This is a genomic window from Zhongshania sp. (assembly GCF_029212375.1).
In the GTDB taxonomy this organism is placed as follows: Bacteria; Pseudomonadota; Gammaproteobacteria; order Pseudomonadales; family Spongiibacteraceae; genus Spongiibacter.
This window is the reverse complement of the sequence record NZ_JARGNU010000008.1, coordinates 140668-165169: the sequence shown is the minus strand read 5'-3', so window position 1 is coordinate 165169 and position 24502 is coordinate 140668. Positions and strand designations below refer to the sequence as shown.

General features: G+C 52.5%; 24 protein-coding genes. 13 read left to right on the top strand and 11 right to left on the bottom strand.

Going from position 1 to position 24502, the window contains the following annotated elements:
- Positions 1 to 176 precede the first annotated feature (176 nt).
- The 6 genes from P1U47_RS10570 (at position 177) to P1U47_RS10545 (ending at position 7272) form a co-directional block, all read left to right on the top strand.
- Positions 177 to 2360 (top strand): primosomal protein N', encoded by a 2184-nt coding sequence (locus P1U47_RS10570; protein ID WP_301028816.1) that lies wholly within the window; start codon positions 177 to 179, stop codon positions 2358 to 2360.
- 111 nt (positions 2361 to 2471) lie between these two features.
- Positions 2472 to 4226 carry an arginine--tRNA ligase gene (argS, locus tag P1U47_RS10565; protein ID WP_301028814.1) on the top strand — a complete coding sequence of 585 codons (1755 nt, stop codon included), beginning with the start codon at positions 2472 to 2474 and terminating at the stop codon, positions 4224 to 4226.
- A 3-nt stretch (positions 4227 to 4229) separates the two neighbouring features.
- Entirely contained in the window at positions 4230 to 4832 is a 603-nt protein-coding gene (locus tag P1U47_RS10560; protein ID WP_301028812.1) for an SPOR domain-containing protein, read from the top strand.
- Between the two features lie 94 nt (positions 4833 to 4926).
- On the top strand, positions 4927 to 5466 hold the full coding sequence (hslV, locus tag P1U47_RS10555) for an ATP-dependent protease subunit HslV (RefSeq protein ID WP_301028811.1): 540 nt from the start codon (positions 4927 to 4929) through the stop codon (positions 5464 to 5466).
- A gap of 26 nt (positions 5467 to 5492) precedes the next feature.
- On the top strand, positions 5493 to 6812 hold the full coding sequence (gene hslU / locus P1U47_RS10550; RefSeq protein WP_301028810.1) for an ATP-dependent protease ATPase subunit HslU: 1320 nt from the start codon (positions 5493 to 5495) through the stop codon (positions 6810 to 6812).
- A 76-nt stretch (positions 6813 to 6888) separates the two neighbouring features.
- Entirely contained in the window at positions 6889 to 7272 is a 384-nt protein-coding gene (locus P1U47_RS10545) for a DUF971 domain-containing protein (RefSeq protein WP_301028809.1), read from the top strand.
- Between the two features lie 16 nt (positions 7273 to 7288).
- Here P1U47_RS10545 and P1U47_RS10540 read toward each other — a convergent pair whose 3' ends face one another.
- Positions 7289 to 7537, bottom strand: coding sequence for a hypothetical protein (locus P1U47_RS10540; protein ID WP_301028808.1), 249 nt, complete (start codon positions 7535 to 7537; stop codon positions 7289 to 7291).
- Between the two features lie 161 nt (positions 7538 to 7698).
- A complete protein-coding gene (locus tag P1U47_RS10535) occupies positions 7699 to 9084 on the bottom strand; it encodes a PhoH family protein (protein WP_301028807.1) in 1386 nt (461 codons plus the stop codon).
- A gap of 352 nt (positions 9085 to 9436) precedes the next feature.
- Here P1U47_RS10535 and P1U47_RS10530 point away from each other — a divergent pair, with 352 nt between their 5' ends.
- Positions 9437 to 11326 carry a VacB/RNase II family 3'-5' exoribonuclease gene (locus P1U47_RS10530; RefSeq protein WP_301028806.1) on the top strand — a complete coding sequence of 630 codons (1890 nt, stop codon included), beginning with the start codon at positions 9437 to 9439 and terminating at the stop codon, positions 11324 to 11326.
- A gap of 138 nt (positions 11327 to 11464) precedes the next feature.
- Here P1U47_RS10530 and asnS read toward each other — a convergent pair whose 3' ends face one another.
- Positions 11465 to 12859 carry an asparagine--tRNA ligase gene (gene asnS / locus P1U47_RS10525; protein WP_301028805.1) on the bottom strand — a complete coding sequence of 465 codons (1395 nt, stop codon included), beginning with the start codon at positions 12857 to 12859 and terminating at the stop codon, positions 11465 to 11467.
- Between the two features lie 208 nt (positions 12860 to 13067).
- Here asnS and P1U47_RS10520 point away from each other — a divergent pair, with 208 nt between their 5' ends.
- The 4 genes from P1U47_RS10520 to P1U47_RS10505 all read left to right on the top strand — a co-directional run bounded on the left by P1U47_RS10520 (position 13068) and on the right by P1U47_RS10505 (position 15346).
- Positions 13068 to 13829: a glycerophosphodiester phosphodiesterase family protein gene (locus tag P1U47_RS10520; RefSeq protein WP_301028803.1), complete on the top strand. Its 762-nt coding sequence runs from the start codon at positions 13068 to 13070 to the stop codon at positions 13827 to 13829.
- A gap of 293 nt (positions 13830 to 14122) precedes the next feature.
- Positions 14123 to 14248 (top strand): hypothetical protein, encoded by a 126-nt coding sequence (locus tag P1U47_RS10515; protein ID WP_301028802.1) that lies wholly within the window; start codon positions 14123 to 14125, stop codon positions 14246 to 14248.
- A gap of 177 nt (positions 14249 to 14425) precedes the next feature.
- Entirely contained in the window at positions 14426 to 14794 is a 369-nt protein-coding gene (locus tag P1U47_RS10510) for a PPOX class F420-dependent oxidoreductase (protein ID WP_301028801.1), read from the top strand.
- Between the two features lie 90 nt (positions 14795 to 14884).
- A complete protein-coding gene (locus P1U47_RS10505) occupies positions 14885 to 15346 on the top strand; it encodes an Mpo1-like protein (RefSeq protein ID WP_301028800.1) in 462 nt (153 codons plus the stop codon).
- A gap of 33 nt (positions 15347 to 15379) precedes the next feature.
- Here P1U47_RS10505 and P1U47_RS10500 read toward each other — a convergent pair whose 3' ends face one another.
- The 3 genes from P1U47_RS10500 to P1U47_RS10490 all read right to left on the bottom strand — a co-directional run bounded on the left by P1U47_RS10500 (position 15380) and on the right by P1U47_RS10490 (position 17353).
- Positions 15380 to 16171, bottom strand: coding sequence for a methyltransferase domain-containing protein (locus P1U47_RS10500; RefSeq protein WP_301028799.1), 792 nt, complete (start codon positions 16169 to 16171; stop codon positions 15380 to 15382).
- Between the two features lie 263 nt (positions 16172 to 16434).
- Positions 16435 to 16635: a YdcH family protein gene (locus P1U47_RS10495; protein ID WP_301028797.1), complete on the bottom strand. Its 201-nt coding sequence runs from the start codon at positions 16633 to 16635 to the stop codon at positions 16435 to 16437.
- A gap of 100 nt (positions 16636 to 16735) precedes the next feature.
- Positions 16736 to 17353 carry a riboflavin synthase subunit alpha gene (locus P1U47_RS10490; protein ID WP_301028796.1) on the bottom strand — a complete coding sequence of 206 codons (618 nt, stop codon included), beginning with the start codon at positions 17351 to 17353 and terminating at the stop codon, positions 16736 to 16738.
- Positions 17354 to 17459: 106 nt separating this feature from the next.
- On the opposite strand from P1U47_RS10490, the gene P1U47_RS10485 reads away from it, so the two are divergent.
- Together P1U47_RS10485 and P1U47_RS10480 are read left to right on the top strand one after the other, a co-directional pair.
- On the top strand, positions 17460 to 17714 hold the full coding sequence (locus P1U47_RS10485) for a DUF1145 domain-containing protein (protein ID WP_301028795.1): 255 nt from the start codon (positions 17460 to 17462) through the stop codon (positions 17712 to 17714).
- A 92-nt stretch (positions 17715 to 17806) separates the two neighbouring features.
- The gene (locus P1U47_RS10480; protein ID WP_301028794.1) at positions 17807 to 18604 is read left to right on the top strand and encodes a ParA family protein; all 798 of its coding nucleotides are present in this window, start codon (positions 17807 to 17809) and stop codon (positions 18602 to 18604) included.
- Between the two features lie 21 nt (positions 18605 to 18625).
- Here the strand turns inward: P1U47_RS10480 and P1U47_RS10475 are convergent, their stop codons facing one another.
- The 5 genes from P1U47_RS10475 to P1U47_RS10455 all read right to left on the bottom strand — a co-directional run bounded on the left by P1U47_RS10475 (position 18626) and on the right by P1U47_RS10455 (position 24375).
- Entirely contained in the window at positions 18626 to 19090 is a 465-nt protein-coding gene (locus tag P1U47_RS10475) for an LEA type 2 family protein (protein WP_301028793.1), read from the bottom strand.
- An 81-nt stretch (positions 19091 to 19171) separates the two neighbouring features.
- Positions 19172 to 19840, bottom strand: a complete 669-nt coding sequence (locus P1U47_RS10470; RefSeq protein ID WP_301028792.1) for an OmpA family protein — start codon at positions 19838 to 19840, stop codon at positions 19172 to 19174.
- A 157-nt stretch (positions 19841 to 19997) separates the two neighbouring features.
- Entirely contained in the window at positions 19998 to 22754 is a 2757-nt protein-coding gene (locus tag P1U47_RS10465) for a CehA/McbA family metallohydrolase (RefSeq protein ID WP_301028791.1), read from the bottom strand.
- 6 nt (positions 22755 to 22760) lie between these two features.
- The gene (locus P1U47_RS10460) at positions 22761 to 23147 is read right to left on the bottom strand and encodes an MAPEG family protein (RefSeq protein ID WP_301028790.1); all 387 of its coding nucleotides are present in this window, start codon (positions 23145 to 23147) and stop codon (positions 22761 to 22763) included.
- A gap of 88 nt (positions 23148 to 23235) precedes the next feature.
- Positions 23236 to 24375 (bottom strand): hypothetical protein, encoded by a 1140-nt coding sequence (locus P1U47_RS10455; RefSeq protein ID WP_301028788.1) that lies wholly within the window; start codon positions 24373 to 24375, stop codon positions 23236 to 23238.
- Between the last annotated feature and the right edge of the window lie 127 nt (positions 24376 to 24502).

The window sequence follows — 24502 nt, the reverse complement described above, 5'->3', positions numbered from 1 at the left end:
TTGCCGAGCACCGCGCAGGCTATGAGTCTCAAAATTAGCTTGAAATTCAGGCGGCGAATGTTAACAGAATTATATCAATAAGCAAGTAGCGCGCGCCGCTGCCTAAAAACTTCGCTCTGCGCAGCGGCGTAATTCTTATACACTGGCGTTTTTACACACTAAAATAGCCAAGCTGTATGCCAAAACTCGTCACTGTCGCCGTTCCCTGCCCCCTGCGCCGCGGCTTCGACTATTTGTGGCCAGAAACCCTAGGGCGAGAGGCTGAAATCGGTTTGCGGGTGAGCATTCCTTTTGGCCGCCAGCAGCTGGTTGGCATTGTTATCGCCCTCGATGCGGTCAGCGATATACCCAGCAACAAGCTCAAAGCCGTCTTAAACGTGCTAGACGAACACCCCTGCCTGCCACCCGATTTAGTCCAGCTCGGCCGCTGGGCCGCCGATTATTACCACCACCCCGTTGGCGATTGTGTTCAGCAAATGCTGCCCGTGGCGTTGCGCAAAGCGAGCCCGCCCAAAGACAAGCCCGCCCAGTACTGGCGGCTCAGCGCCGACTGGGAACAATTACCCGAGATTGCTAGCCGCGCCCACCAACAGCTCAGCCTGCTCGCCGTGATTCGCCAAGCAGGACAACTCTCCCGTCGCCAAATTAAAGACCTTGGCTACAGCAATGCAGTGCTCAACACCCTGATTAATAACGCTTATTTACAGCAAGCCGACACCCCCGTCGCGCCACAACCACCAAGCGGCAACACAGAGCTCGCGTTAAATTCAGAGCAACAGCTGGCGGTTTCCGCCATTAGCAATAGCCTTGGTCAGTTTGCCCGCTACTTGCTCGACGGCGTTACCGGCAGCGGCAAGACCGAAGTGTATTTGCGCAGTATTACCGAGTGCCTAGCGCGGGGCGAGCAAGTGCTAACCCTGATCCCTGAGATTGGCCTAACCCCACAGACCTTAGAGCGCTTTGAAAGCCGCTTTCCCGGCCAAGTTCGCGCTCTGCACTCCGGCCTCAGTGACGGCGAGCGCTACGGCAGCTGGCAGGACATTCGCAGTGGTCGCGCTCAAATTCTGCTCGGCACCCGCTCTGCAGTATTTACGCCCTTTCAAAAACTGGGACTGGTCATTGTTGATGAAGAACACGACGCCTCTTATAAACAGCAAGACGGTTGGCGCTATTCAGCCCGCGACATCGCCGTTAAACGCGCCGCCGACCATAACTGCCCGGTGGTACTCGGCAGCGCCACCCCCAGCCTCGACAGCCTGCACAACGTTGGCCAGGCCCGCTATCAATTGCTCGAACTGCGCGAACGCGCCGGCGTGGCCAGCAAGCCCGATATTCGCCTTTTAGATATTCGCCAACAAAACCTCGACGAGGGCCTGAGTAACATCCTACTCGACGCCGCCCACGACACCCTGCAAGCAGGCAATCAGGTTTTAATATTCCTTAACCGGCGCGGGTTTTCTCCCCTTTTGCAATGCCACGGCTGCGGCTGGGTCGCCAATTGCCAAGCCTGCGACGCCAAAATGACCGCCCACTTTGGCCGCCGCGAGCTGCGCTGCCACCACTGTGACGCCAGAGAGCCACTACCAAGCATTTGCCCCCAGTGCCACAACAGCCAGTTGATTTTTCAGGGGCCAGGTACTGAGCGCCTCGAACTCAGCCTTAAACGTCATTTCCCCGACGTCGACGTTATTCGCATAGACCGCGACACCACCTCAGCCAAAGGCAGCATGCAAAGTTTAGTCGATGGTATTCGCGACGGCCGCCCCAGCATATTGGTTGGCACCCAAATGCTGGCTAAGGGCCACCACTTTCCGGACGTGACCCTCGTCGGCATCATTGATATTGACGGCGGCCTGTTTAGCGCCGACTTCCGCGCGCCCGAGCGCAGCGGCCAATTACTAGTGCAAGTTGCCGGTCGCGCCGGTCGCGCCGACAAGCTCGGCCGCGTCTATATTCAAACGCATTGCCCAGATCATCCCGCACTACTGGCACTGGTGAGTGAAGGCTATCAACCCTTTGCCCAGCAGTTACTGGCTGAGCGGCAATTATTGAGCTTACCGCCAGTGAGTTTTAGCGCCGTGATTCGCGCTGATGCCAGCAGCCTGCGCTGCGCCGAAGAATTTTTAGCCGCTATTCGCGCCGAACTCGCACCCGGCGATACCCGCTGGAGCATTGTTGGCCCGCTGCCCGCCCCCATGACCCGCAAAGCTGGGCGTTTTCGCGCCGCGCTCATCCTGCAAGCGGAGCGACGGCCGATCCTTCACCGGCAACTCGCGATTGCCTGCCACACCGGCGACCGCCTTCCTAAACACAAAAGCCTGCGCTGGTCGGTAGATGTAGACCCGATCGATTTGTTTTAATCTCATTTACCGTTATTAAGGTTTAGCCGCGCCCCCCAGCACTAGCCGCGGCAGCTGTAAACAGGGATAATACGCGGCCTTGTTTCGCCCCAGAGAGTTAGTCACTACGCCATGAAAGAGAAAGTTGCCGCACATATCCATCAGGCCCTGCAAACCCTGCGCAGCGCCCACGCTTGGCCAGAAGATTTGGTGGCAAATATTCAAGTGGAGCACACCCGCGACAAGGCCCACGGCGATTTCGCCAGCAATATCGCAATGACTTTGGCCAAGCCATTAAAGTCTAACCCCCGCGCCATTGCCCAGCTGATTGTCGATGCCCTGCCAGAAACCAGCGACATTGTTAAAGTCGATATCGCCGGCCCCGGTTTTATTAACTTTTTCGTCGACGAAGCCAGTAACTACCAAGTTTTACACGACATTTTCGCCCAAGGTGAGCAGTTTGGTCGCCATGCCAGCCGTAACAAATCAATGCAGGTTGAGTTTGTCTCGGCCAACCCGACTGGCCCGCTGCACGTTGGTCACGGTCGCGGCGCAGCCTACGGCGCCAGCGTCGCCAATATGCTGGAAGCAGCCGGCTATGATGTGTGCCGTGAATATTATGTAAATGACGCCGGCCGCCAGATGGACATCCTCGGCACCAGTGTATGGCTGCGCTATCTGCAGGCCTGCGGCGAGACCATCACCTTTCCCAGCAATGGCTATCAGGGTGATTATATTGCCGACTATGGCCGCGAACTGCTGGCCGAGCACGGCGAAATTCTGCGCCATGCTGCCACCGACGTTTTTGCCGGCGTATGCACCGACGCCCCCGAGGGCGACAAAGAGAAGCACATCGACGGCCTTATTAACCGCGCCAAAGAACTGCTTGGCGACAACTACCAAATTACGTTCAACAAGGGCTTAGACGCTATTCTCGGTGACATTCGCAGCGATTTGGCGGAATTCGGCATTGAATACCAGCAGTGGTTTTCTGAGCGCAGCCTGACCCACGATCCCGATCAGGTCAGCCGCGCCATCGCCAAACTTCAAGACAACGGCTTTATCGAAGAGCGCGACGGCGCGCTGTGGTTTATGTCGACCCGCTTTGGCGACGACAAAGACCGCGTGGTGAAGCGTGACAATGGCCAAACCACCTATTTCGCCTCGGACATTGCCTACCACCTCAATAAATTTGAGCGCGGCTTCGACACCGTCGTCAATATTTGGGGCGCCGATCACCATGGCTACATCTGCCGCGTAAAAGCAGCGCTGGAAGCCATGGGCATAGACCCCGAGAAACTCGTGGTGCGGCTAGTGCAGTTTGTATCGCTGTATCGCGGCGACCAGCAAGTGCAAATGTCGACCCGCTCGGGCTCCTTTGTGACCCTGCGCGAGCTGCGCGAAGATGTCGGCAACGACGCCGCGCGCTTCTTTTATATTATGCGCAAGGCCGATCAAGCCACCGATTTCGATTTGGAATTAGCGAAGTCAGAAACCAAGGACAATCCGGTTTACTATATTCAATACGCCCATGCGCGGGTGGCCAGCATTCTCCGCAAGCTCGCCGAGCAGGGCGAAACGTGGACGCCAGCAGCGGGCCTTGCCAATTTAGCCAAGCTCGATAATGAGGCCGAAAAAGACCTGCTAGTGAAACTGTCACGCTACCCTGAGACACTCGCCAGCGCTGCCGAGCACTTCGAGCCCCACAGCTTGGCGCATTACTTGCGGGAATTGGCTGGCGACTTTCACACCTATTACAACGCCCACAAAATGCTCGGCGAAGATACCGCCGTGCGCGATGCCCGCCTTGCACTGGCCTGCGCCGTGCAGCAAGTATTGCGCAACGGCCTAAGTTTACTGGGCGTATCTGCTCCAGAGGAAATGTAAGGCATGGCACAAGCCCCTAAAAAAACCAGCCGCGGCGCCACCCGCAGCCCCGCCAGAAGCGGCCTACCCGCTTCCGTGCTGCTGGGCACGGGCTTTATAGCTGGAGTAATCTGCTCGGTGCTAGTGTTTAGCGCAATGAGCAAACAACCCAGTAACGAGACCAAGGTTGCTGCGGCAAAAACTGCCGCCGAAGCCAAGGTAAAAGCCGACCGCAAAGAAGTCACCACTAATACCAAATTCGATTTCTTCACTCTGCTCCCAGAGCGCGAAGTCATTGTTAACGACGAGCGCCCCGCAGCCAAACCCGTCGCCACGGCGAGCGCCCCCAAGAATGACCGCCCTCCAGTTGAGGTCAAACCCGACCCCAATATGGAAAAATATATTCTACAGGCTGGCTCATTCCGTCAAGGCGCCGACGCCGACCGCCGCCGCGCCCAGATTCTACTACTCGGCCTCGATGCCAAAGTAGAGTCAGTTGAAGCAAATGGCGAACGCTGGCACCGCGTTTATGTTGGCCCCTTCCAATCGCACAATACCCTGAGCGATGCCCGTAGCAAGTTGATTAATGAGAGTATTGATACTCTGGTTATTCGCCAAAAGAACTAAGCATAAGCTTTCTCGCGCCCTTGAAAATCTCAAGGGCCAACCCCACTAACTCTGTTCACACCCGCTTTTCCCTATCAATTATAAGGAGTCCCGCGTGGAACAGTTTCGCGGCACCACAATACTCTCGGTTCGCCGGAATAATCAGGTCGTTATCGGCGGCGACGGTCAAGTCACCATGGGCAACACCGTGATGAAGGGCAATGCCCGCAAAGTCCGCCGTCTATATAAAGAACAAGTGCTGGCCGGCTTCGCTGGCGGCACCGCCGATGCATTTACCCTGTTTGAGCTATTTGAAATTCAGCTCGAAAAACACTCAGGCAAACTCACCAAGGCCGCCGTTGAACTCGCCAAGGCTTGGCGCAGCGAGCGCTCTCTGCGCCAACTCGAAGCCCTACTGATTGTTGCCGACAAAGAAACCACCCTCGTTATCAGCGGCAATGGCGACGTCATCGAGCCCGAAGACAATATGATTGCCATTGGCTCTGGCGGCTCCTTTGCCACCGCTGCGGCCCGCGCGCTAATGGACAATACCGAACTTAGCGCCGGTGATATTGTTGAAAAAGGCCTGACCATTGCGGGTGACATCTGTATTTACACCAATCACAGCCGCACCATTGAATCTTTGGAATACTAGCGCCCAAGGGCGCCCTCGGAGTCTCCATGTCGACCATGACACCCCGTGAAATTGTTCACGAATTAGATAAACACATTGTTGGCCAAAGTGATGCCAAGCGCGCGGTGGCCATTGCCCTGCGCAACCGCTGGCGGCGCATGCAACTCAATGAAGATTTGCGCGCTGAAATTACCCCCAAAAACATTTTAATGATTGGCCCCACCGGCGTAGGTAAAACTGAAATTGCCCGCCGCTTGGCCAAGCTCGCCAACGCGCCGTTCATTAAAGTTGAGGCCACCAAGTTCACCGAAGTGGGCTATGTTGGCCGCGATGTAGAGTCCATTATCCGCGATCTAGTTGATGTCTCAATCAAACTCTACCGCGAGCAGGCCATGGAGCAAGTGGCTCACCGCGCCGCCGATGCGGCTGAAGAGCGCATTCTCGACGCCTTATTGCCGCCAGCACGCGGCGAAGCCACAGAAGAAGAGCGCAATACCAGCACTCGCCAACTATTTCGTAAAAAACTTCGGGAAGGCGAACTCGACGAACGGGAAATTGAAATAGAACTCAATATGGCCCCCGTTGGCGTAGAAATCATGGCCCCACCTGGCATGGAAGAAATGACCAACCAGTTGCAGGGCATGTTCTCTAAAATGGGCGGCGACCGCAAAAAGACGCGCCGCTTAACCGTTAAAGCCGCTGCCAAACAGCTTCAAGACGAAGAAGCTGCAAAGCTTGTTAACGAAGAAGAATTAAAGGCCCGCGCCGTAGAAGCGGCTGAGCAGAACGGTATTGTCTTTATTGACGAGATCGACAAAGTCGCCAAACGCCAAGAAACCGGTGGCGCCGACGTATCCCGCGAAGGCGTACAGCGCGACTTACTACCGCTTATTGAAGGCTGCACGGTTAGCACTAAGCACGGCGTAATTCGTACCGATCATATTTTGTTTGTGGCCTCAGGCGCCTTTCACCTGAGTAAACCATCAGACCTAATCCCAGAATTGCAGGGTCGCCTGCCGATTCGAGTAGAACTGTCGGCATTAACACCCGAAGATTTTGAGCGCATTCTTACCGAGCCACATGCGTCTTTGACCGAGCAGTATCAGGCCCTATTAGCAACCGAAGGCCTGAGCATTGAGTTCACCGCCGACGGTATTCGCCGCATTGCCGAAACCGCGTGGGAAGTGAACGAGCGCACCGAGAATATCGGCGCACGCCGCCTGCACACCATGCTCGAGCGCCTTTTGGAGACGATTTCCTTTGACGCTGGCGACATCAAAGACCCAGTTAAGATTGATGCCGATTACGTGAATGAACAGCTAGGTGAATTGGCGAAGGATGAAGATTTGAGCCGATTTATACTCTAGGCTTTGCGTCGGACGTCAGACGTCTGGCGTCCGACGCATGCCCAGCTCGGCACCACACAAAGGCAGAGATTAAACCATGAGCCAAGCGCCTACCGATATTAAATTTCGCAAACAGTCCCAGCAGTTGGAACTCACTTACGCCGGTGGCGAGCAGTTTGCCTTGGACGCTGAGTTTTTGCGGGTACATTCGCCCTCGGCTGAGGTACGCGGCCACGGCGCGGGGCAGGAAACCCTACAAACCGGCAAAATGCATGTAAAGATTACCGAGTTAATTCCGGTGGGCAACTACGCTTTGCAGCTGGTGTTTAGCGACGGCCACGACAGTGGCATTTTCTCGTGGGTGTATTTGCGGGAGCTGTGCGAAACCAAAGACGCTAAGTGGGAAAGCTATTTACAAAAACTTCACAATGCCAAAGCCAGCAGAGATCCTGACCAACAGGTAGTTAAATTTTTTGGCTGATAATTTTTGGCTGATATTAATCCCGCAGTACAATTTGCGGATTTAGGTTCACGCCGCCATCTTCCTCTAAGACACCAATATTAACGCCGGTAGAGTTCTCAACCACCACCAGTGGCGGCTCAAAGCTTGGGTGGCGAATAAACTTAAGGTGCCAACCAAAATTTTCGATTCTGCGCAGCGCAATCTTCTGCATATCGGTAAGCATATTCAGCGCATTCTCAGGCACAGGGGGTTCTGCCCTGCGTTTTTCGTGTGTTATGTCCATAACCGGCCTACCTAATTCTGGATCTTTAGCCAGATAACACTAGACCTATGGCGCAGCAAGCTCCATGACGGATTCACCGTATTGACATTTCCGTCCGCCCGTAAAAGCAGGTTTTCACTACTTTTACGGACATTATCGCACCGTTTACTACGCTGCCGAACTCAGAGATTTTCCTCAGCAAACGCCGCCAAGCGCGAGCGCTCAATACCATTCACGTGCATCACCCCCGCATGCTCAAAGTGCTTACACTTCTCTACAAGATAGGTTAAACCTGAGGTTAGCGGTGAAATATATTGATTGTCGATCTGAGCCAAATTACCCAACACCACAATTTTAGAGTTTACCCCCACCCGCGTAATAATCGATTTAAGCTGAAACTGAGTCAGACCCTGAGCCTCATCAATAACAATATAGGCATTATTAAAGGAACGTCCCCGCATAAAATTGAGTGACTTAAATTGAATGTTAGCCTTGTCTTTCACATACTCAATACTGCTGTAGGGCGACTCGTCGCTGCCGTGCAATACTTCCAAGTTATCTTCAAATGCCGCCAACCACGGCGCCATTTTTTCTTCCTCGGTACCGGGTAAAAAGCCGATATCCTCCGCCATGGGCGGCGTAGAACGCGCCACAATCATTTTGTCGTAACGCTTTTCTTCCAAAATAGCGTGCAGACCGTAAGCTAAAGCAATGAGCGTTTTACCTGAACCCGCTGGCCCTGTTAGCACCGTCATATCAATATTGCTTTGCGCAATTAGAAAAAAGGCCATGGCCTGTTCAAAATTGCGAGGGCTCAAACCCCACATCCGCTGATGCATTAACTGATCGCGACTCAGGTCGAGCAGCTCAATCTTCGCCTTATCAACCGCCCGCACCATGCCGACAAAATCGTTGTCGTCGTATACAAACTGATTGATATGCGCCTTGGGCAGCAGTTCACGATTCAATACATGAATGGTCTGACTGCCCTCGCGCAAGGTGTCTACCTTGTCTACAGATTCCCACAACGTACCGGCTAGGTGCTCATAGCCCTTGGCCATAAACTGAATGTCATCCAACACCCGATCTTTGCGGTAGTCTTCAACATTCTCCAGCCCTGAGCCTTTCGCCTTAAGGCGCATATTAATGTCTTTGGTCACTAGGCAGACATAAGCCTTGGGGTTTTTGAGCTGCAAATGCAGGGCGACATTGATGATTCGGTTATCGTTAGCCTGGTGCTCGCTGCCATCAAGATAAGGCGCAGCGGTGTCGTGCTTAATCAGTTGGTCTGGGAAAATAGCTAGGCTGCCATTTTTGTTGTCATCCCGCGCAGAGGGAATCGGCACCCCTTCCTGTATCGCCTTAGGACTGGCGTTAAATAATATTTTATCAACCGCATTAATGGCGATCCGCGCTTCGCGACTCACGTCTTTGTCGCGCCTGTCCTTGATATGATCGAGTTCCTCCAGCACCGTCATCGGGATAATCACCCGATGTTCATGAAAGGCGCTCAGCGCCATCGGGTCATGCAATAGAACATTGGTATCAAGAACAAAGATTTTTTCCATAGGACACTCTCTGTTGGCAACAACGACAAAAACCGGCACCTCATCGCCCTCGCGCCAAGAGCACGAGAAGACCGGAGAAAGACAAATAAATGAGTAAAATCAAAACGAAGGGGGTAAAACTGTTGCCGCGACACAGCGTGACCGCGGTGCGCAAAGAGATGGTGACTGTAAGCCCATAGGCAGTTGAATTCTGGCGGCAACAGACCGCTCCATACAGCATAGCGTAGCTTGATTATTAAAAGCGATGGCCATCATTGTCAACCGTTATTACGTCGATTTGGGAAGACTCTGCTGCGCATTTCCGCTACCCTGTAGCCCTTTTTAGCGACCCGAACACAGGTACCACGCCTCCATGCTCGACAAAAATGCCCTGCAGCAGCTCCGCCAACTCAAAACTCATATTATTGACACCAAAGATCAAGGTGAAGGCGAAGTTCGCGGCAGCCAGCGCCGCTTCGGTTTTGTGCGCTTAGATGACAAGCGCGACGTATTTCTTGCCCCAGACGATATGCAGCGGGTGTTTCCCGGCGATCGCGTCAAAATCACCGTGCACACCGACGACAAGGGTAAGTTTAAGGCTGAGCTCGAAAAGCTCATCGACAGCCCGCTAGACTGCTTTACTGGTCGCTATATTGTTCGCGGCCAAGGGCACTTTGTAGAACCAGACCTGCCACGCTTCAATAAACTGCTGTTTATTCCCCCGTCGCAGCGCAAGAAGTGCGCCGAGGGCGATTTGCTTTACTGTCAGGTAGCACAACACCCTTTTAAAGACGGTAAATCTCAGGTCAAGGTATTAGAGAATATCGGCCGACCCGATCAAGCCGGAATTGAAGGCAAGTACACCCAGCGCAAATTTAAATTGCCCCGCGACTGGCCCGCTAGCTGCGGCATAACCGACGACGCTTACTTAGATGGCCGTGAAGATCTGCGCGAACTGCCGTTTGTAACCATCGACGCTGCCGAAACCCGCGACTTAGACGACGCGCTCTGGGCCCAGAGCAACGAGAACGGCTGGACGCTGAAGGTTGCCGTGGCTGACCCCGGTGCCTTTATCGCCCCAGGCAGCCCTCTAGACCTTGCAGCCAAACAGCGCGCTAGCAGTGTCTATTTGCCAGGCTTTAATCAACCGATGATGCCTAATAGCGTCTCCCAAGGTGCTTGCTCGCTGCTAGCCAATGAAGATCGCGCCGCGATGGTCTGCACCCTGCAGGTTAGTCATGATGGCGCCATTAGCGACATTCAGTTTAGCGAAGCCCTGATCCACTCCCAAGCAAAGCTGAGCTATAACGACGTTCACGCGCATATCCACGACGAAATGGATTTAGGCTATCCCAGCCTAAAAGACCTGTACGCGGCCAGCCAAGCCCTGAATCGTTATCGACGCGAACACCACTTGGTGATGCCTGAGCAACCCGATTACCACCTGCAGCTCAATGAGCAGCGCAAGATTGAAAGCATTATTAAAGTGGAGCGCAACGACGCTCACCGTTTGGTAGAAGAGTGCATGCTCGCCGCCAACCGCAGCGTTGCAGAATGGCTAGGCGACACTCCCGCACTATTCATTAGCCACGCGGGTCTGCGCGAAGACCGTCTCGACAATGTGCGCAAAGTCATCGCCAAGGAATTGCCCGAGCTAATTGACAGCGATATAAGCAGCCTAGCCGACTACAAAACCTTAATTAAAGCCTGCGACGCCAGCAGCTCAAGTCTGCCCCTGCGCAGTATTTTTGCCCGCATGTTGCAACCTGGCACCGTTAGTATCGAGCCCAAACCGCACTTTGGCCTCGGCCTAGCGCGCTACACCACCTTTACTTCGCCGCTGCGTAAATACAGCGATCTCATCGTGCAGCGCTGCATTCGCGCCAAGCTCCGCGGTGAAACTGCCCAGCACATCGACGAAGACACCGCTACCGCCCTGCAAGACGCCCTGCGCAACGGTCGCCAAGCCAGTAAGCAAATGGAGCAATGGCTGCAATACCAATACCTTGCCACTAATACCAGCGACACCGTTTACCGCGCCCGCATTGCCCACGTTAATGGCGGCGGTTTTAGCGTGGAACTCGAAGACTCCGGTATAAGCGGCTTTGTAGAAGCCCGCACCATACCCGGAAAACTCAGCTTCGATGCCGACACCCTGCGCCTATTCAACGAGCACAGCAATTATCAGCTAGAGCAGATAGTGAATGTTAAGGTGTCTGAGCTGGATGATTTTCAGCGTAAGCTGATGTTTATCCTCGCATGAGAGGCTAGGCCTCCTCGTCCGACGTCGGGTGTCTGACGTCGGACGAAAATTCAAAACTGACTTGACGGTAGCTTATGGGTGCAACGAAATTTTCCGACATCCGACATCCGACATCCGACATCCGACATCCGACATCTTTTAATAATCAGCATGCTTCGGCGTTCGTGGAAACGGAATCGCATCGCGGATATTCTCCATGCCAGTGATGTAATTCAGCAAGCGCTCAAAGCCTAGCCCAAAACCGGCGTGGGCAACGGTGCCGTAGCGGCGCAGATCGCGATACCACTCCAAGCCCTCTAAACCCTGCTCAGCCATGCGCATGTCCAAAACATCTAGACGCTCTTCACGCTGAGCACCGCCAATAATCTCGCCTATGCCGGGCGCTAATACGTCCATTGCGGCAACGGTTTTCCCGTCGTCGTTAAGCCGCATATAAAAAGCTTTTATGTCTTTGGGGTAATTAGTGACGATTAGCGGCCCACCGACATGCTCCTCGCACAGGTAACGCTCGTGTTCAGACTGCATATCGAGGCCCCAGCGCACCGGATACTCAAATTTCTTACCGGATTTCTCCAGTATTTTAATCGCATCGCCGTAGTCCATGCGTTCAAAGGGCGTGCTTGCCACTTTCTGGGCGCGGGCCAAAACGCCCTCGTCGACAAACTGATTAAAAAAGGCGAGGTCGTCTTCGCAGTTTTCCAAAACCTGAGTTAGCAAATAGCGAAGAAAATCTTCGGCCAAGGCTGCATCATCGTCCAAATTGGCAAAGGCAATTTCCGGTTCCACCATCCAAAACTCAGCGAGGTGACGGCTAGTATTGGAGTTTTCGGCGCGAAAGGTGGGGCCAAAGGTATAGACCCTAGACATCGCCAAACAATAAGCCTCGGCATTGAGCTGACCGGAGACGGTAAGAAACGCTTCTTTACCGAAGAAGTCAGCGCCAAAATCCACCGCGCCCTGCTCGGTGCGGGGCAGGTTCATCAGATCCAAAGTGCTGACCCGAAACATTTCGCCCGCACCTTCACAATCACTAGCAGTAATAAGCGGCGTATTGATCCACTGGAACTCACGCTCGTAAAAATAGCGATGTACTGCATTAGCCAGTACCGTGCGCACCCGCGTGGTGGCGCCAAAGGTATTGGTGCGGGGCCGTAAATGAGCCACGGTGCGTAAATATTCAAAGCTGTGACGTTTCTTGGCAATGGGGTAGGTGTCTGGGTCATCTACCCAACCGCAAACTTCAATGCCATTAGCCTGTATCTCAAAACTCTGGCCCTTGCCTTGAGACTCGACCAGCACCCCTTTGGCAATTACCGAGCAACCCGCGGTAAGGCGCAGTACATCAGTTTGATAATTCGCAAGTTCTCCTGGCGCAACCACTTGGATCGCCGCTTGGGCCGAGCCGTCGTGTAGCGCCAAAAATGAAAAACCGCCCTTGGAATCCCGCCGACTGCGAATCCAGCCCCGCACTTCGACCGCGCTCCCCTGTGCGACACGACCTGCCAGCAAAGACTTGATTGATACCACTGTCATAAGGACTCCAACTTTATTCAACACCATTTATCTGCGCATTATAGGCCGCGATGACCAAGCTCAGTAACTTCTCACAAGGAAAATATCTCGCCACCGCGACACTGCCAATATTAGGCCCGCGCCAGCAACAAAATTTACTCCCAATAAATGCCATTTACGGCTACAGTAAATATTGGAAATACCCCTTCACCACCTTGCAGAGACGAGTATGCAGGCCGAAAATTTTATTGCCCATCGCGGCTGGCGCCAACACTACCCAGAAAATACCCTAATTGCATTCCAACAAGCCATTGCGGCGGGCGCGGTCAATATTGAACTCGACATTCAGATCAGCGCCGACGGTGTACCCTTTGTATTTCACGACCCCAATCTGCAGCGGATGTGCGGCTGCGACGGCTTGATTTGGGAATATCGCGCCGACGAACTTCTGGCCTTAAAGGCCTCAGAAAGTGCCCGCCTTGGCAATAAGTTTCCAGATAACCCCATGTGCTTGCTAAGCGACATCGTAACCTTGCTACAGGCCCACCCCAAGGTGAATGCCTATGTGGAAATTAAAGAAGAAAGTCTGAGCCACTTTGATGAAGCAACCGTGGTCGATGCCATCATCAATGTACTGCGCCCGGTAGCCGACCGCTGCCTACTAATTAGCTTTGAGTTGAGCGCCTTAATTTACGCTCAACACCAAGGTTGGCAGCGCTTTGCCGCGGTGTTCGATTACTGGCCAGACTGGCAGCTCGCCTCCCTAGCATGCCTTAATCCCGAAGTGATTTTTTGCGATAAACACTGTGTACCAACCGATGCCGACCTTCGCGCACTGCCCTGGCCGCTATTGGTTTACGAGGTAGGCACCCTGCAAGAGGCGAAAGACTGGTTTGCCCGTGGCGCCGTCGCGGTAGAAACATTTTTAGTTGGCGAGATGCTGCGAGACTTTAATATAACGGCGGAACTCCCCGCCATGTCGCTGCGCTAAGCCGAAAAAACCACCCTAAATCCCTCAAAAACCGCTGCATTACACCATTTTAATCCCTGTGCCATGATTAACGGCCCTTAACCGCCAGCTAAATTCTAGGTAATAGAAGCGCTAAGTCTTTGTATTTAAATGGCATGGCACATGGCTAATAAATTAAATATGGCCGCAAACTCGGCCCCTGAGCGGTGTGCGCACAATATCGCCGTAACCCAACAAAAGCGTGATCCTTCGTATACTGGCTACGTCATCAAGACACAGTAAATCTTACTTAATAGATACCTAGGAGCACCACCATGAGCCAATTACAAGCCGCCATCGCAACTAACGACATCAGCTTTTTTGCCGAACTCGCTGCCAAGTACAGCCTACTGACGATTGTTGCTGTTGGCATTATTGCCAGCGTAGCAGGATTAAACTAAGCCCTGCATGCACTGCAACGAGAGCGATATAATGAGCGTAACCAATCAACTGTCGGCAACAACAACGCCGACAGTTTTGCGTAAACTAGCGCAAAACGTAACAGAGCCTTGCCAAGCTTATTAACCCGCGCCACACTGCCAGCTCCGCTATAAAGCCGCCTAGTTGAAACTGCCAATATGAAGCACCTATTCCAATCCAGCTACATTTTATTCAGCACCAAAAAGCGCGACGGTAGCTTTGTTGCAACACCAGTTTGGTGCTCGGGTGACGAACATACACTGTATGCCTACTCGGCTGGCGAGGCCGGTAAAGTAAAACGCCTGCGAAATTTTAGCGAATGCAAAGTCGCACCCTGCACAGTAAGCGGCAAACGTTTTGGCGATGATATCGACGCCCGCGCCTATTTACTTGAAGCCGCGGAAAGCATCACCGCTCACCGAAGCCTGACAAAGAAATACGGCTGGCAAATGTGGGTATTAAATATCGGGGCGAGCATTAGTGGCCGCAAAAAGAGCCGCGCGTTTATTCGCATCGAATTGAACTGAGCAGCCAACTACCCTTGTCAATTCGGCCATTGACGACAAGTGAGGCTTAACCTACTTTAGGCGTCTATCACTCGGCAGGAGAATACCGCTGTGCGCACCCTAAATCAGTGGCTAGACGAATACGACGCTTCACACCAAAACCCTCGCAATAAAGCCATTCATCTGTGGTGCGTGCCTGCAATCGCGGTGTGCACTGTAGCTTTGCTATGGTTAGTGACTATTCCTACCACTATGATAAATCTCGGCCAAATTCTGCTCATTGGCTCGATGTTTTTCTATGGCTATCTATCTGGCCGCCTAGCGCTGGGTATGCTGCCATTTGTCATTCTCATTGCCGCGGGCATTATGCTCTATCAACTGTACGTGCCCTTGGCACTGTGGATACCAGCTGGAGCAATATGGATTCTTGCCTGGATAATGCAGTTTATTGGGCACAAAGCCGAGGCTCAGCAGCCTTCATTTTTTACCAATATATTGTTTTTACTGATCGGACCACTGTGGATTCTTGGCGCACTTTACCAAAAGCTGGGCATTCAATTTCGCAACGCCTAACAGACTGAACGACTGCAGCAACAAACCCAAAACTCAGATGGGTCGCCGACACAGCAAGTGCACATAGCGGCCCAGCGCCCAAAAGGGCTCTTCCGCGCCATACTGCCACTCTAGGGCTAGCACATCCGGCACGCTGCGTTCGGCGCGCACCGCGCGTGGCATTAAGTCGTAAACCAAGCGAATACCTCGTTTAGCGACAATCTCTAAACCAGCAGCTTCCAGGATGGCCATCATCTCTTGGGGCTGACGCGGCGCCGGCGGGGTAAGCCCGCCTGGATGGCCGGCAAAATCACGATCGCGAAGCTTATATAAATTGCCCTTGGCCATATTGCTAATAATCAGGGCATTTAGGTTGTAAAACATTAACGACAAATACGCGCCGGGACGCATACCGGCAACTAGCGCCGCAATAATATCCTCTGGCTCTTTTACCCACTCTAGCACCGCGTGACACAGCACTAGGTCAAAAGCCTCGCGATGCTCAGCAGTAGCTAAATCTTGAATTGCCGCATGGTGCAGAACAACTCGGTCGGCCACCCCCGCCGCCGCAATATCAGCCTCGGCGATCGCCAGCATATCCGCCGACACATCGTTCAATAATACTTGGTGGCCACATTCAGCAAGGCGAATACTCATTTGCCCCAAGCCACCGCCGGCGTCCCACACGCTCATTGCCTGCCCACTGGGCAGCACGCTCTCGTTAAGGGCTGGCACCTTGGCTAATAACTCGCGCCAACACAGCGCTAAGCGCAGCTCACCCTTGGGGTTGCCATAAATATTTTTACGGAAGCGCTCAGCAATGCCATCAAAATTACGGTCGGTCATACCAGCTTGGGCCTATGGAAAAACGCCGAGCTTAAGCAAGCGAACGGAAAAGCTCAATGCATAAAAAAACCGGAGCAATGAATTGCTCCGGTTTTTAGAATTTTAACATCCAATGTCGCATTCAATCCGTTGAATGCCTAAGTCATCCTGACAATGGCTATTATGCCCCTTTCTAAATGATTCAACAGTGGAAAACACCGACGCTGGGTGTGAGATATATCTCACAACAATAATGACCAAGATAAAACATAGGCCATGGGCTGTTACGCATCTAAATCTGGTATCAAATCATCCTTTAGCAGCTCTATATCGTCTTTAATACGCAGTTTTTCCTTTTTAAGGCGCTGCAGTAATAATTGATTTTGATAGGGATTGGCTGCCAATTCGCTTATTTTTTCGTCTAATGCACGGTGGCGAATCTGCAATAGCAAAATTCGCGCACTGATAGAGGGGATATGATCCATAGTAAAGCAGTATTCCTATGACAGGGACTGGAACTCTGAGCTATTACTTTTTACGCTGCGCGAGCCATATACACAAGCCCTCAGCAGCACACCTTAATCGTTAAAGCTCGCGCTCAGCCAAAACTCGCTCTACCGTATCCACAATGACTTGGGTTTGGCGATCTACCTCAATATTTACCCTGTCACCAATCTGCTTGGCACCCAAATTCGTCACTCGCAGGGTTTCGGGGATCAAGCACACGGTAAAGCAGGCCTCATTGCGCTGATAATCGGCCACCGTCAAACTACAGCCATTGACCCCAATAAAGCCTTTTTTAAATACATACTTACTCAACTGCGATGGCAGGCGAAAATGCAGGCTGCAATTATTTTCGGTTTGCTCAATGGCAATAATCTCCGCACAGCCGTCAATATGGCCAGAAATATTATGGCCCCCAATTTCCGCGCCCTGCTTTGCTGAGCGCTCAACATTCACCAAATCACCGCCGACCAAGCCGCCCAAAGTCGTTAAATTGAGTGTTTCCTGCATGGCGTCAAAGCTAACGCGCTGGCCGTTAATCTTGGTTACGGTCATGCAAACACCGTCTAAACCGACGCTGGCGCCAATTTGTAAGTCTTCTAGCAGTACCGGCGGCAATTCAATAAATAGCTGGTGTAGACCGGTTTTACGCACCACAGACGCCAGTGGATAAGCCCCGTGAACAATTCCCGTATACATAATGTTGCACCTAATTTGTGTTACGGGATTTTAACTTAATATTGAAGCCCTGCCACCAATCCCGCATTATGCTCGTCCAACAATAAGGACAAGGTATCGCCATACTATGAATAATTTTGGCAAAGTATTGATGTTGGTTTTTTGGCTAGGTTTTGCGGTGAACTCCCACTTTCCACTATTAGGCGAATACAGTGCGTGGCTGCAGTGGACCGGTGTCACTTTTGCCGTAGTTCATATGATTGAGTGTGTTATTTTCCGCAAGCATGTGCGCGCCAACTATTCCAAACCCGCCGAAGGCTATTTAGTGGTGATGCTCTTTGGGGTGTTGCGCACTGGTGAATGGATAGGCAAAAAGCGTTAAGCGTGTACCCGCCAAGGCCAGCGACCGGTCATAGCACCGTGGCACGAGAGCTGCTAGGATTCATTTTTAGCAAAATTTCTCAGGACAGAGCCATGAAACGGGTGATCTTTAACCAGAAAGGTGGTGTTGGCAAAACCAGTATCACCTGTAATTTAGCAGCAATCAGTGCATGGAAAGGCTTTAAAACACTGGTTATTGACTTAGATATTCAAGGTAATAGCAGTGAATACCTAATCGGCGCCCAATTTCGGGATTTAGAAGACAATGCCGCCGACTTCTTTAAACAAAAACTGTCTTTGTTTGGCAAAAGCAAAGAAGCGGCAGACTGCATATACGAAACCGAATTCGAAAACCTCTACCTAATGCCCTCGCACCCCGAATTGGCAGTACTTGAGCGTGAGCTAGAAACTCGCCACAAAATTTATAAGCTGCGCGATGCCCTAAACAAGCTGCAGGCCGAGTACGAACACATTTATATTGATACGCCGCCGGCTCTCAACTTTTACAGCCGCTCGGCCTTGATTGCCGCCGATTCACTGCTGATACCCTTTGACTGCGACAGCTTTTCACAGGGCGCATTAATGGGCCTAATGGAAACCGTGGAAGAAATTCGCGAAGACCACAACCCCGAGCTCAGCCTAGAGGGCATTGTGGTTAATCAGTTCCAATCTCAAGCGAGCTTACCCACTCAATTAATTGAAAGCATGAAGGAAAGCGGCCTGCCTATTTTTGAGCAATACCTAAGCAGTTCGGTCAAAATGAAAGAATCTCGCAGCAGGCAAAGCCCGATGATTCATTTCGCGCCCTCGCACAAACTCACCCAGCAATTGCTGAGCCTGCACGACAGTTTAAGTGGCAGTAACACCAGCAGTGCCGCTCGCAGCGCTTAAACGCTGCACGGCACTCTAGTATTAGGGTGCCGTTGAACCCAAGCCAACCTTACCCTTTTTATTGATAGTGATATCACCCAAACCAAAGTTTTCTACTGCAGTGGTTAAGCTGAGCTGGTAGTCCAAATCAGACTGCATACTGCCCATAATCGCCCGCAACACGCCCAAGCCGCTGAGTAAATTCACCTCTACTGGCACCACAATCTCGGTACGGCCATTGGCGGGCAAACTGAAAGACTCATTCAAACTGCCACCGGCCAAAGCCTGGCCCTGCAAACTCAGCTGATAGCGCAAGCGGCCCAAATTCAAGGCAAAACTATTGGGGTTGTCCAATTGCAGGCCCACCAATAAACGCTGCTGCAACCCATTGGCCGGGGCCATTTTAATATGGGTAATCGCAACCTGGGGCTTTTCAAGCGGATTGAATGCCGCACATGCCGACATAAGCACGGCCGCTAAAATCACCAACCACGTTTTTATTTTCATCGTTACCACCATCCTAAAAAATTTACTTCAGGCATAAAAAAGGGGCACCATAAAGGGCGCCCCTGCATTGCGTCAATGTGCTTACTGAGTAGGCAGCATTTCAATTTCAACGCGGCGGTTCTGCTCGCGGCCTGACGCAGTGCTGTTGTCGGCAATCGGATCACGAGGACCGTAGCCAGAGGTGCGAATACGGCTAGCAGCCACACCTTGGTTCATAAAGTAACGACCAACACTGCTGGCGCGCTGCTCAGACAATGACTGGTTGGTTTGGAACGAACCGGTAGAATCAGTGTAACCATTAATTTGCATCAGCGTCTTATCAAATTCTTTGGCCACCAGTACTACGCTGTCTAGCACACTGTGAAAGCCGCCTTTAATAGCAGAACTGCTAGTGTCAAAGGTGATGTTGCCAGGCATAATCAGTTTAATATTGTCGCCAACGCGTTCAACACGAACACCTGTGCCTTCTAAGCGTGCGCGCAATTTTGCTTCCTGACGATCCATATAATAACCGTAGCCACCGCCCGCTGCGGCGCCAACTACCGCGCCCTGCAAGGCACCTTTTTTACGGTCATCTTTACTTGATACCGCAGCGCCTAGCACAGCACCGCCTAATGCACCCCAACCAGCGCCCTTCGCGGTATTACTGGTTTTTTCTTCGCCGGTATACGGGTCGATACTACAAGCGGTGGCAAAAACAGTTGCAATCAACAGTGCCGTCCAGCGGCCGGCTTTAATAGAAATATTCATTGGTGAACCCCCTAGTTCAATTTCATCAAACGGTATTGCCTTATCATGACACAGGCTACTAACTAAAAAACACCCCACTATTCACGGCATTAAACCCCTTATTGCCATGAACTTGCCACACAACTACTTCGCCGACTATGACAATGCGAGTAATAGACTAGTTCATTATAGCGGGAGCGCGCCACTGGCCGTCACCATTGGCGTCGATATAAATTGGATTGCTCAACGCCAAAGGCGCTAGGCCGGGCATCAGCGATTGGAAAATGGGCCCCGGCTGCCCTGTCACCTCTACCACCACATACGCGTCGCGGTCGGTGATTAATTCAATCACCTTGTGGTCTCCTGCCGTAACATGTAATTCACGATAAATATTGCCGTTAACCCACACCGTTAATTTATCCACTGAAACCCACGGCGCGGCGTCAATCTGCACATGCAACTCGCCCCGTGCGCCGTTAAACATGTCGCCCAGCCCCGCCTCTGCGCTAGCGCTGCGCAAGGTCACCGCCAATAGCGGGCCCGTTGTGATAAAGCTATGGCCAGCCCGAATCGCGTCGCTTAAGACGTCCTCATCGAGCGGCAAGCTCCCCGCCGCCGGCAAATAAATATAATTGCGCGGCGCGGCAACGACATTACGCAAACCGTGGGAATCGCTGTTGCCGGTAGCCGCGCGCCGCGCGCCCTGATTTAACAACGAGAACCAATCGTCGCGAATTTGGCTATAAACCGCAAACTCTGCACCGTTGAGCACTTCTATTACATCAAAATCGATATCCCTAAACCCCGACACGGGGTCTGGCGCCAACAGGCTTTCATTATTACTGCTATCGAGACTCTGCCTAGGGTCATAATTTTTACCCAGCGATAAGTGATCAAAAAATGCCAAATCGGCATCGAGAGGATCAGCTGCGCGGGGATGGTTTAATTGAAAAACGGCCTTGGGGGCAACTTGCCGAACCCCAGCAATAACCTCACCCAAGCTGCGATTTTCAACTGGAGGCACTCCGCCAGCAAACTCCGCCGGTTTGGCTTTAAGCGGAAAGGCATTGCTATGCCCCACGGTATAAGGCGCTTTGGCGGTACGCGCCATACCGGTCAATTCAGCGCCCACAATCACTTGCACTTGGCCAGCTAACCCCATCGCAGTAACACGATCGCGATAATCAACTAAGCGATTATGTTCACTGGCCACCAGAATCTCAGCACCTTGCGCCACAAAACTACGCAGGCGCTCATCAAACGGCAGAATGGCATCGAAGCTGGCACCACTGTGTACATGGAGGTCGGCCGAGCGCCAATTGTCGCTATGCCATATCTGGCGCGGAGCAATAATCGGCAATTGACTGGTTTTACCCGCCACAATTGTAAGCAAGTACTCCTTTACATCGTATTCGAGCCCACGGCTGGCAAGCACCCGATACTGGCCCGGCGGCAAGTCAATTTGCAGTGGATCCGAGGCGACCCCAGCAAGATCAACCCTATTGCGCCGCAATGAGCCCGGCAGCGACACCCCCGCCTCAGTAAAGCCTAATAAGTCATTGCCAAACTCTGGGGTAACGGTATCGCCAAGCCCAAAAAAATACAGACTCATGGGAATATCGCGAGGTAACTTAAGCAGGCCTTTCTTTTTAAACACCCAACGACCGCTGTCATTGCGGGCATCGGCCAACGACAGTTCGCGGGTAATTTTTTGCCCCCACGCCGAAGTCGCCTGCATTTTCACCCACTGTGTGTGCTTAGGCAGACGAATTGTAAAGCTACCATCCTCGGCTACTCGGCCTTGGGTCACTGGTCGATCATCTTGATCCCAAATAGCAACCGACACGGAGTTGTCATTGGCGTAACCGCGCAGCAGTGGTCCTTGATAAATTTGATCGCTTATCGAGGCCACATCACTGCGATCGCCAACCAGCACACTAAATTTGGCTAGCAATCTCTCGCCGGGTTTAATATCCATAAATTGGTTTTGAAGCATCGACAACCAATTCAAGCGTTCGCTCTGCAACCACAGCGGCCGACTCATCCAGCCGTGTAAGCTGTAATTTGGAAAGACCGCTAAAAAGCGCGGTAACGGCTGGCGACTGCCATTTTTGGTGATGAGCTCCGCCGATGATAGTTGCACGCCGTAACTCGCCTGCGTTTCGTAACTTGTTGCCCCCACCAAAATATTCCAGTCGCTGGGCAGCAGCCCAGCCAATAAAGACGATACTTTATTGCGGTCAATCGCGGGGTGCTCAAAGCCCAGCGTGGCGTCGGGCACATAGCTAGACAAGCTGAAGGGCGTCAGTGCTCGCTGAGAATACAGGGTAAAGAGGCCACTCATATGCACCGCTTTGCCCTTGCCAATACGCTCAATCATCACGTCAATATCGAGCTTGTCGGCACCCTCGGCCAAACGATAGACCACCGTCTGGCGGATACCATCGGCCTCACCTACGGTAGTGATTTCAGCGCTGCCATCGCGAATACCCGCACTGACTCCGCTAACCGGAATTGCCGTTTCCTTAGCCAAGCCAGTAAGAATATTAGCGTAAGTCCACTGGTCATTCGCTAGGTCGCAATGCCCAACATCAATCAGTGTGCCACCGCCGGCCACAATACCGGCGCTGTGATCAACATCGCTCACCGCCACACAGAGCTTGCCGTTAGACAGCCACCAGTCGCCCAGCCCAGCAATGCTGTCGGGGCCACCACGCGGAAAACTATCGAAGGTTTCTGTTTTGATTTGCTCAGCGCGCAACAGCGACGGCGGCGGTGGCACTTCTACCACCGGCAAAAACTCTTCCAGTTGGGGTGTAAAGCCCTCTTCGTCGGCAGGCTCGCTTGGCTTCGACGCCGCCAGCGCGGCCGATGTCACAAATACACTTAACGACAGCCACAACGTCCATTTTGCGTTTGTACTCAGTCCAGCCATAAGTAGTTAGGCCGCCATCACAAATAGCGAAATGCAGGCACCCATACCAACTAAAAAGCTTAAAGAGCGCAGTATGTCTTTATTGGCAATATAAAATATGGGGTAAAGAATGCGCGCCGCGATAAATATTTCGGCGGCCAGCGCCGCCCGCTCCGGCGCCACGCCAGCCAAATGCGCCACGACCACCGCCGCAGTGAAAACCGGCAACGCCTCCCACGCGTTCTGCTGCGCCGCATAAGCCCGAGCGCCCGCGCCCTCAAGCTGAGCGTACTGTAATCTTGGGTGTTTATTATCTATGCGGCCAAACTGCTTAGCTCGAAAATATCCGCCAGCCCATGCGGTCATCATCGGCAGTAAACACGCAATAAACACGCACCAAAATGCAATAGTCATTATTCTTCCCTATTTTTTGTTCTGGTTATTGCTGACTTCGCCGCAGCTTAAATTACGGGGAGAAACCAAGCAAAACGCTCGTCATATTTCATTTCGCCGCGCGCTGCACGCTAATTTCAGGAACTTCGGCCGCAAAGGTTTTGAGCAAGTAATCCTCTGCATCTTGGCGCCGCAATTCGCTCAGCGCAAAGTGCGCTTCAAAAAAAGGATACACCGCAAGTGTCGTCAGCCACTGCTGGCGAATCGGGTTCATCGCCTTAGGCAGCGGGTCTACGGTGCACAGCTTAGGCTGGGGCACCGGCAAAATACCCTGCTCGGCAGAGCCCAACTCCGTCGCCCACGCCTCGTCTTCAGTTTTTGTTAGGCCCCGAGTCACCACACTACAACCCACCATGTCGGCATTATCCAGCCAGCGAAAATACTTACCCGGCGTCGCGAACGCGGTATGCGAGGCATCTTGCATGGTCACTAGCAATGAGCCCTTCACAAACTCGGGAATATTAGCACCGTTGGCCGCATAGTCGATCATGGCATCAATCGGCGAGGCAATCATCATAAAGGGAATATCTCGCGACTCATAAAAACGCGGGCCAAACATAAAGGCCGGCCCTGCAATCGACACCGCGGCGGCGATGCGTAAATCTGAATTTTCGGGGTGAAAGGCGGCAAGGGTCGACGTCATTCCCCCCAGCGACAAGCCCAGCACGCCAATATGCTTTTCATCAATTTTCTCAAAAAACTGATTACTGCTGTCGGCATCCCAGCTCATAAATTGATCAATTAAAAAGCTGATATCTGCCGGCTGATTAACGACATCCTTCACTAGCGGGCCACCAGGTGCGCTTAGGTGCGTTAAGGGGTAGTCCATCGCCGCCACAATATAACCGTGACTGGCAAAATGTTCGGCGAGATAACTACCGCCAGTGCGCGCAGACATAAATCCGTGGCTGTAAATAAGTAAGGGGGCCGACGCAGCCAAACCTTCAGGGTACCAAATACGTGTTTTTAATCGCCGTTCAGCGCTGCCCTTATAATCGCCATTTGCTTGGGTAGGCCGCGTGCTGTCGACAAGCTCTACATCAAAATAATCGACGTCGTATAAGCCTTTCTCCAACCACTGGCTACTTTGGGTGTCGGTCGGCAGGGGTGCAGGTTTATTGCCAAATTGCAGGTATAACATGGCCGCAACAACGAGAAAAACAATAGCCCACAAGATTTTTTTTATCATCAAAGCACTCAATCAAAAAAACAGGTATTAATAAGCTTAACTTAACAAGGCCGCCGTCAGGACTCCACCATTAGCACACGGCCGCCGCAAAATTTTTGCAATATGCGCAGCACTACCGTGGCAATAC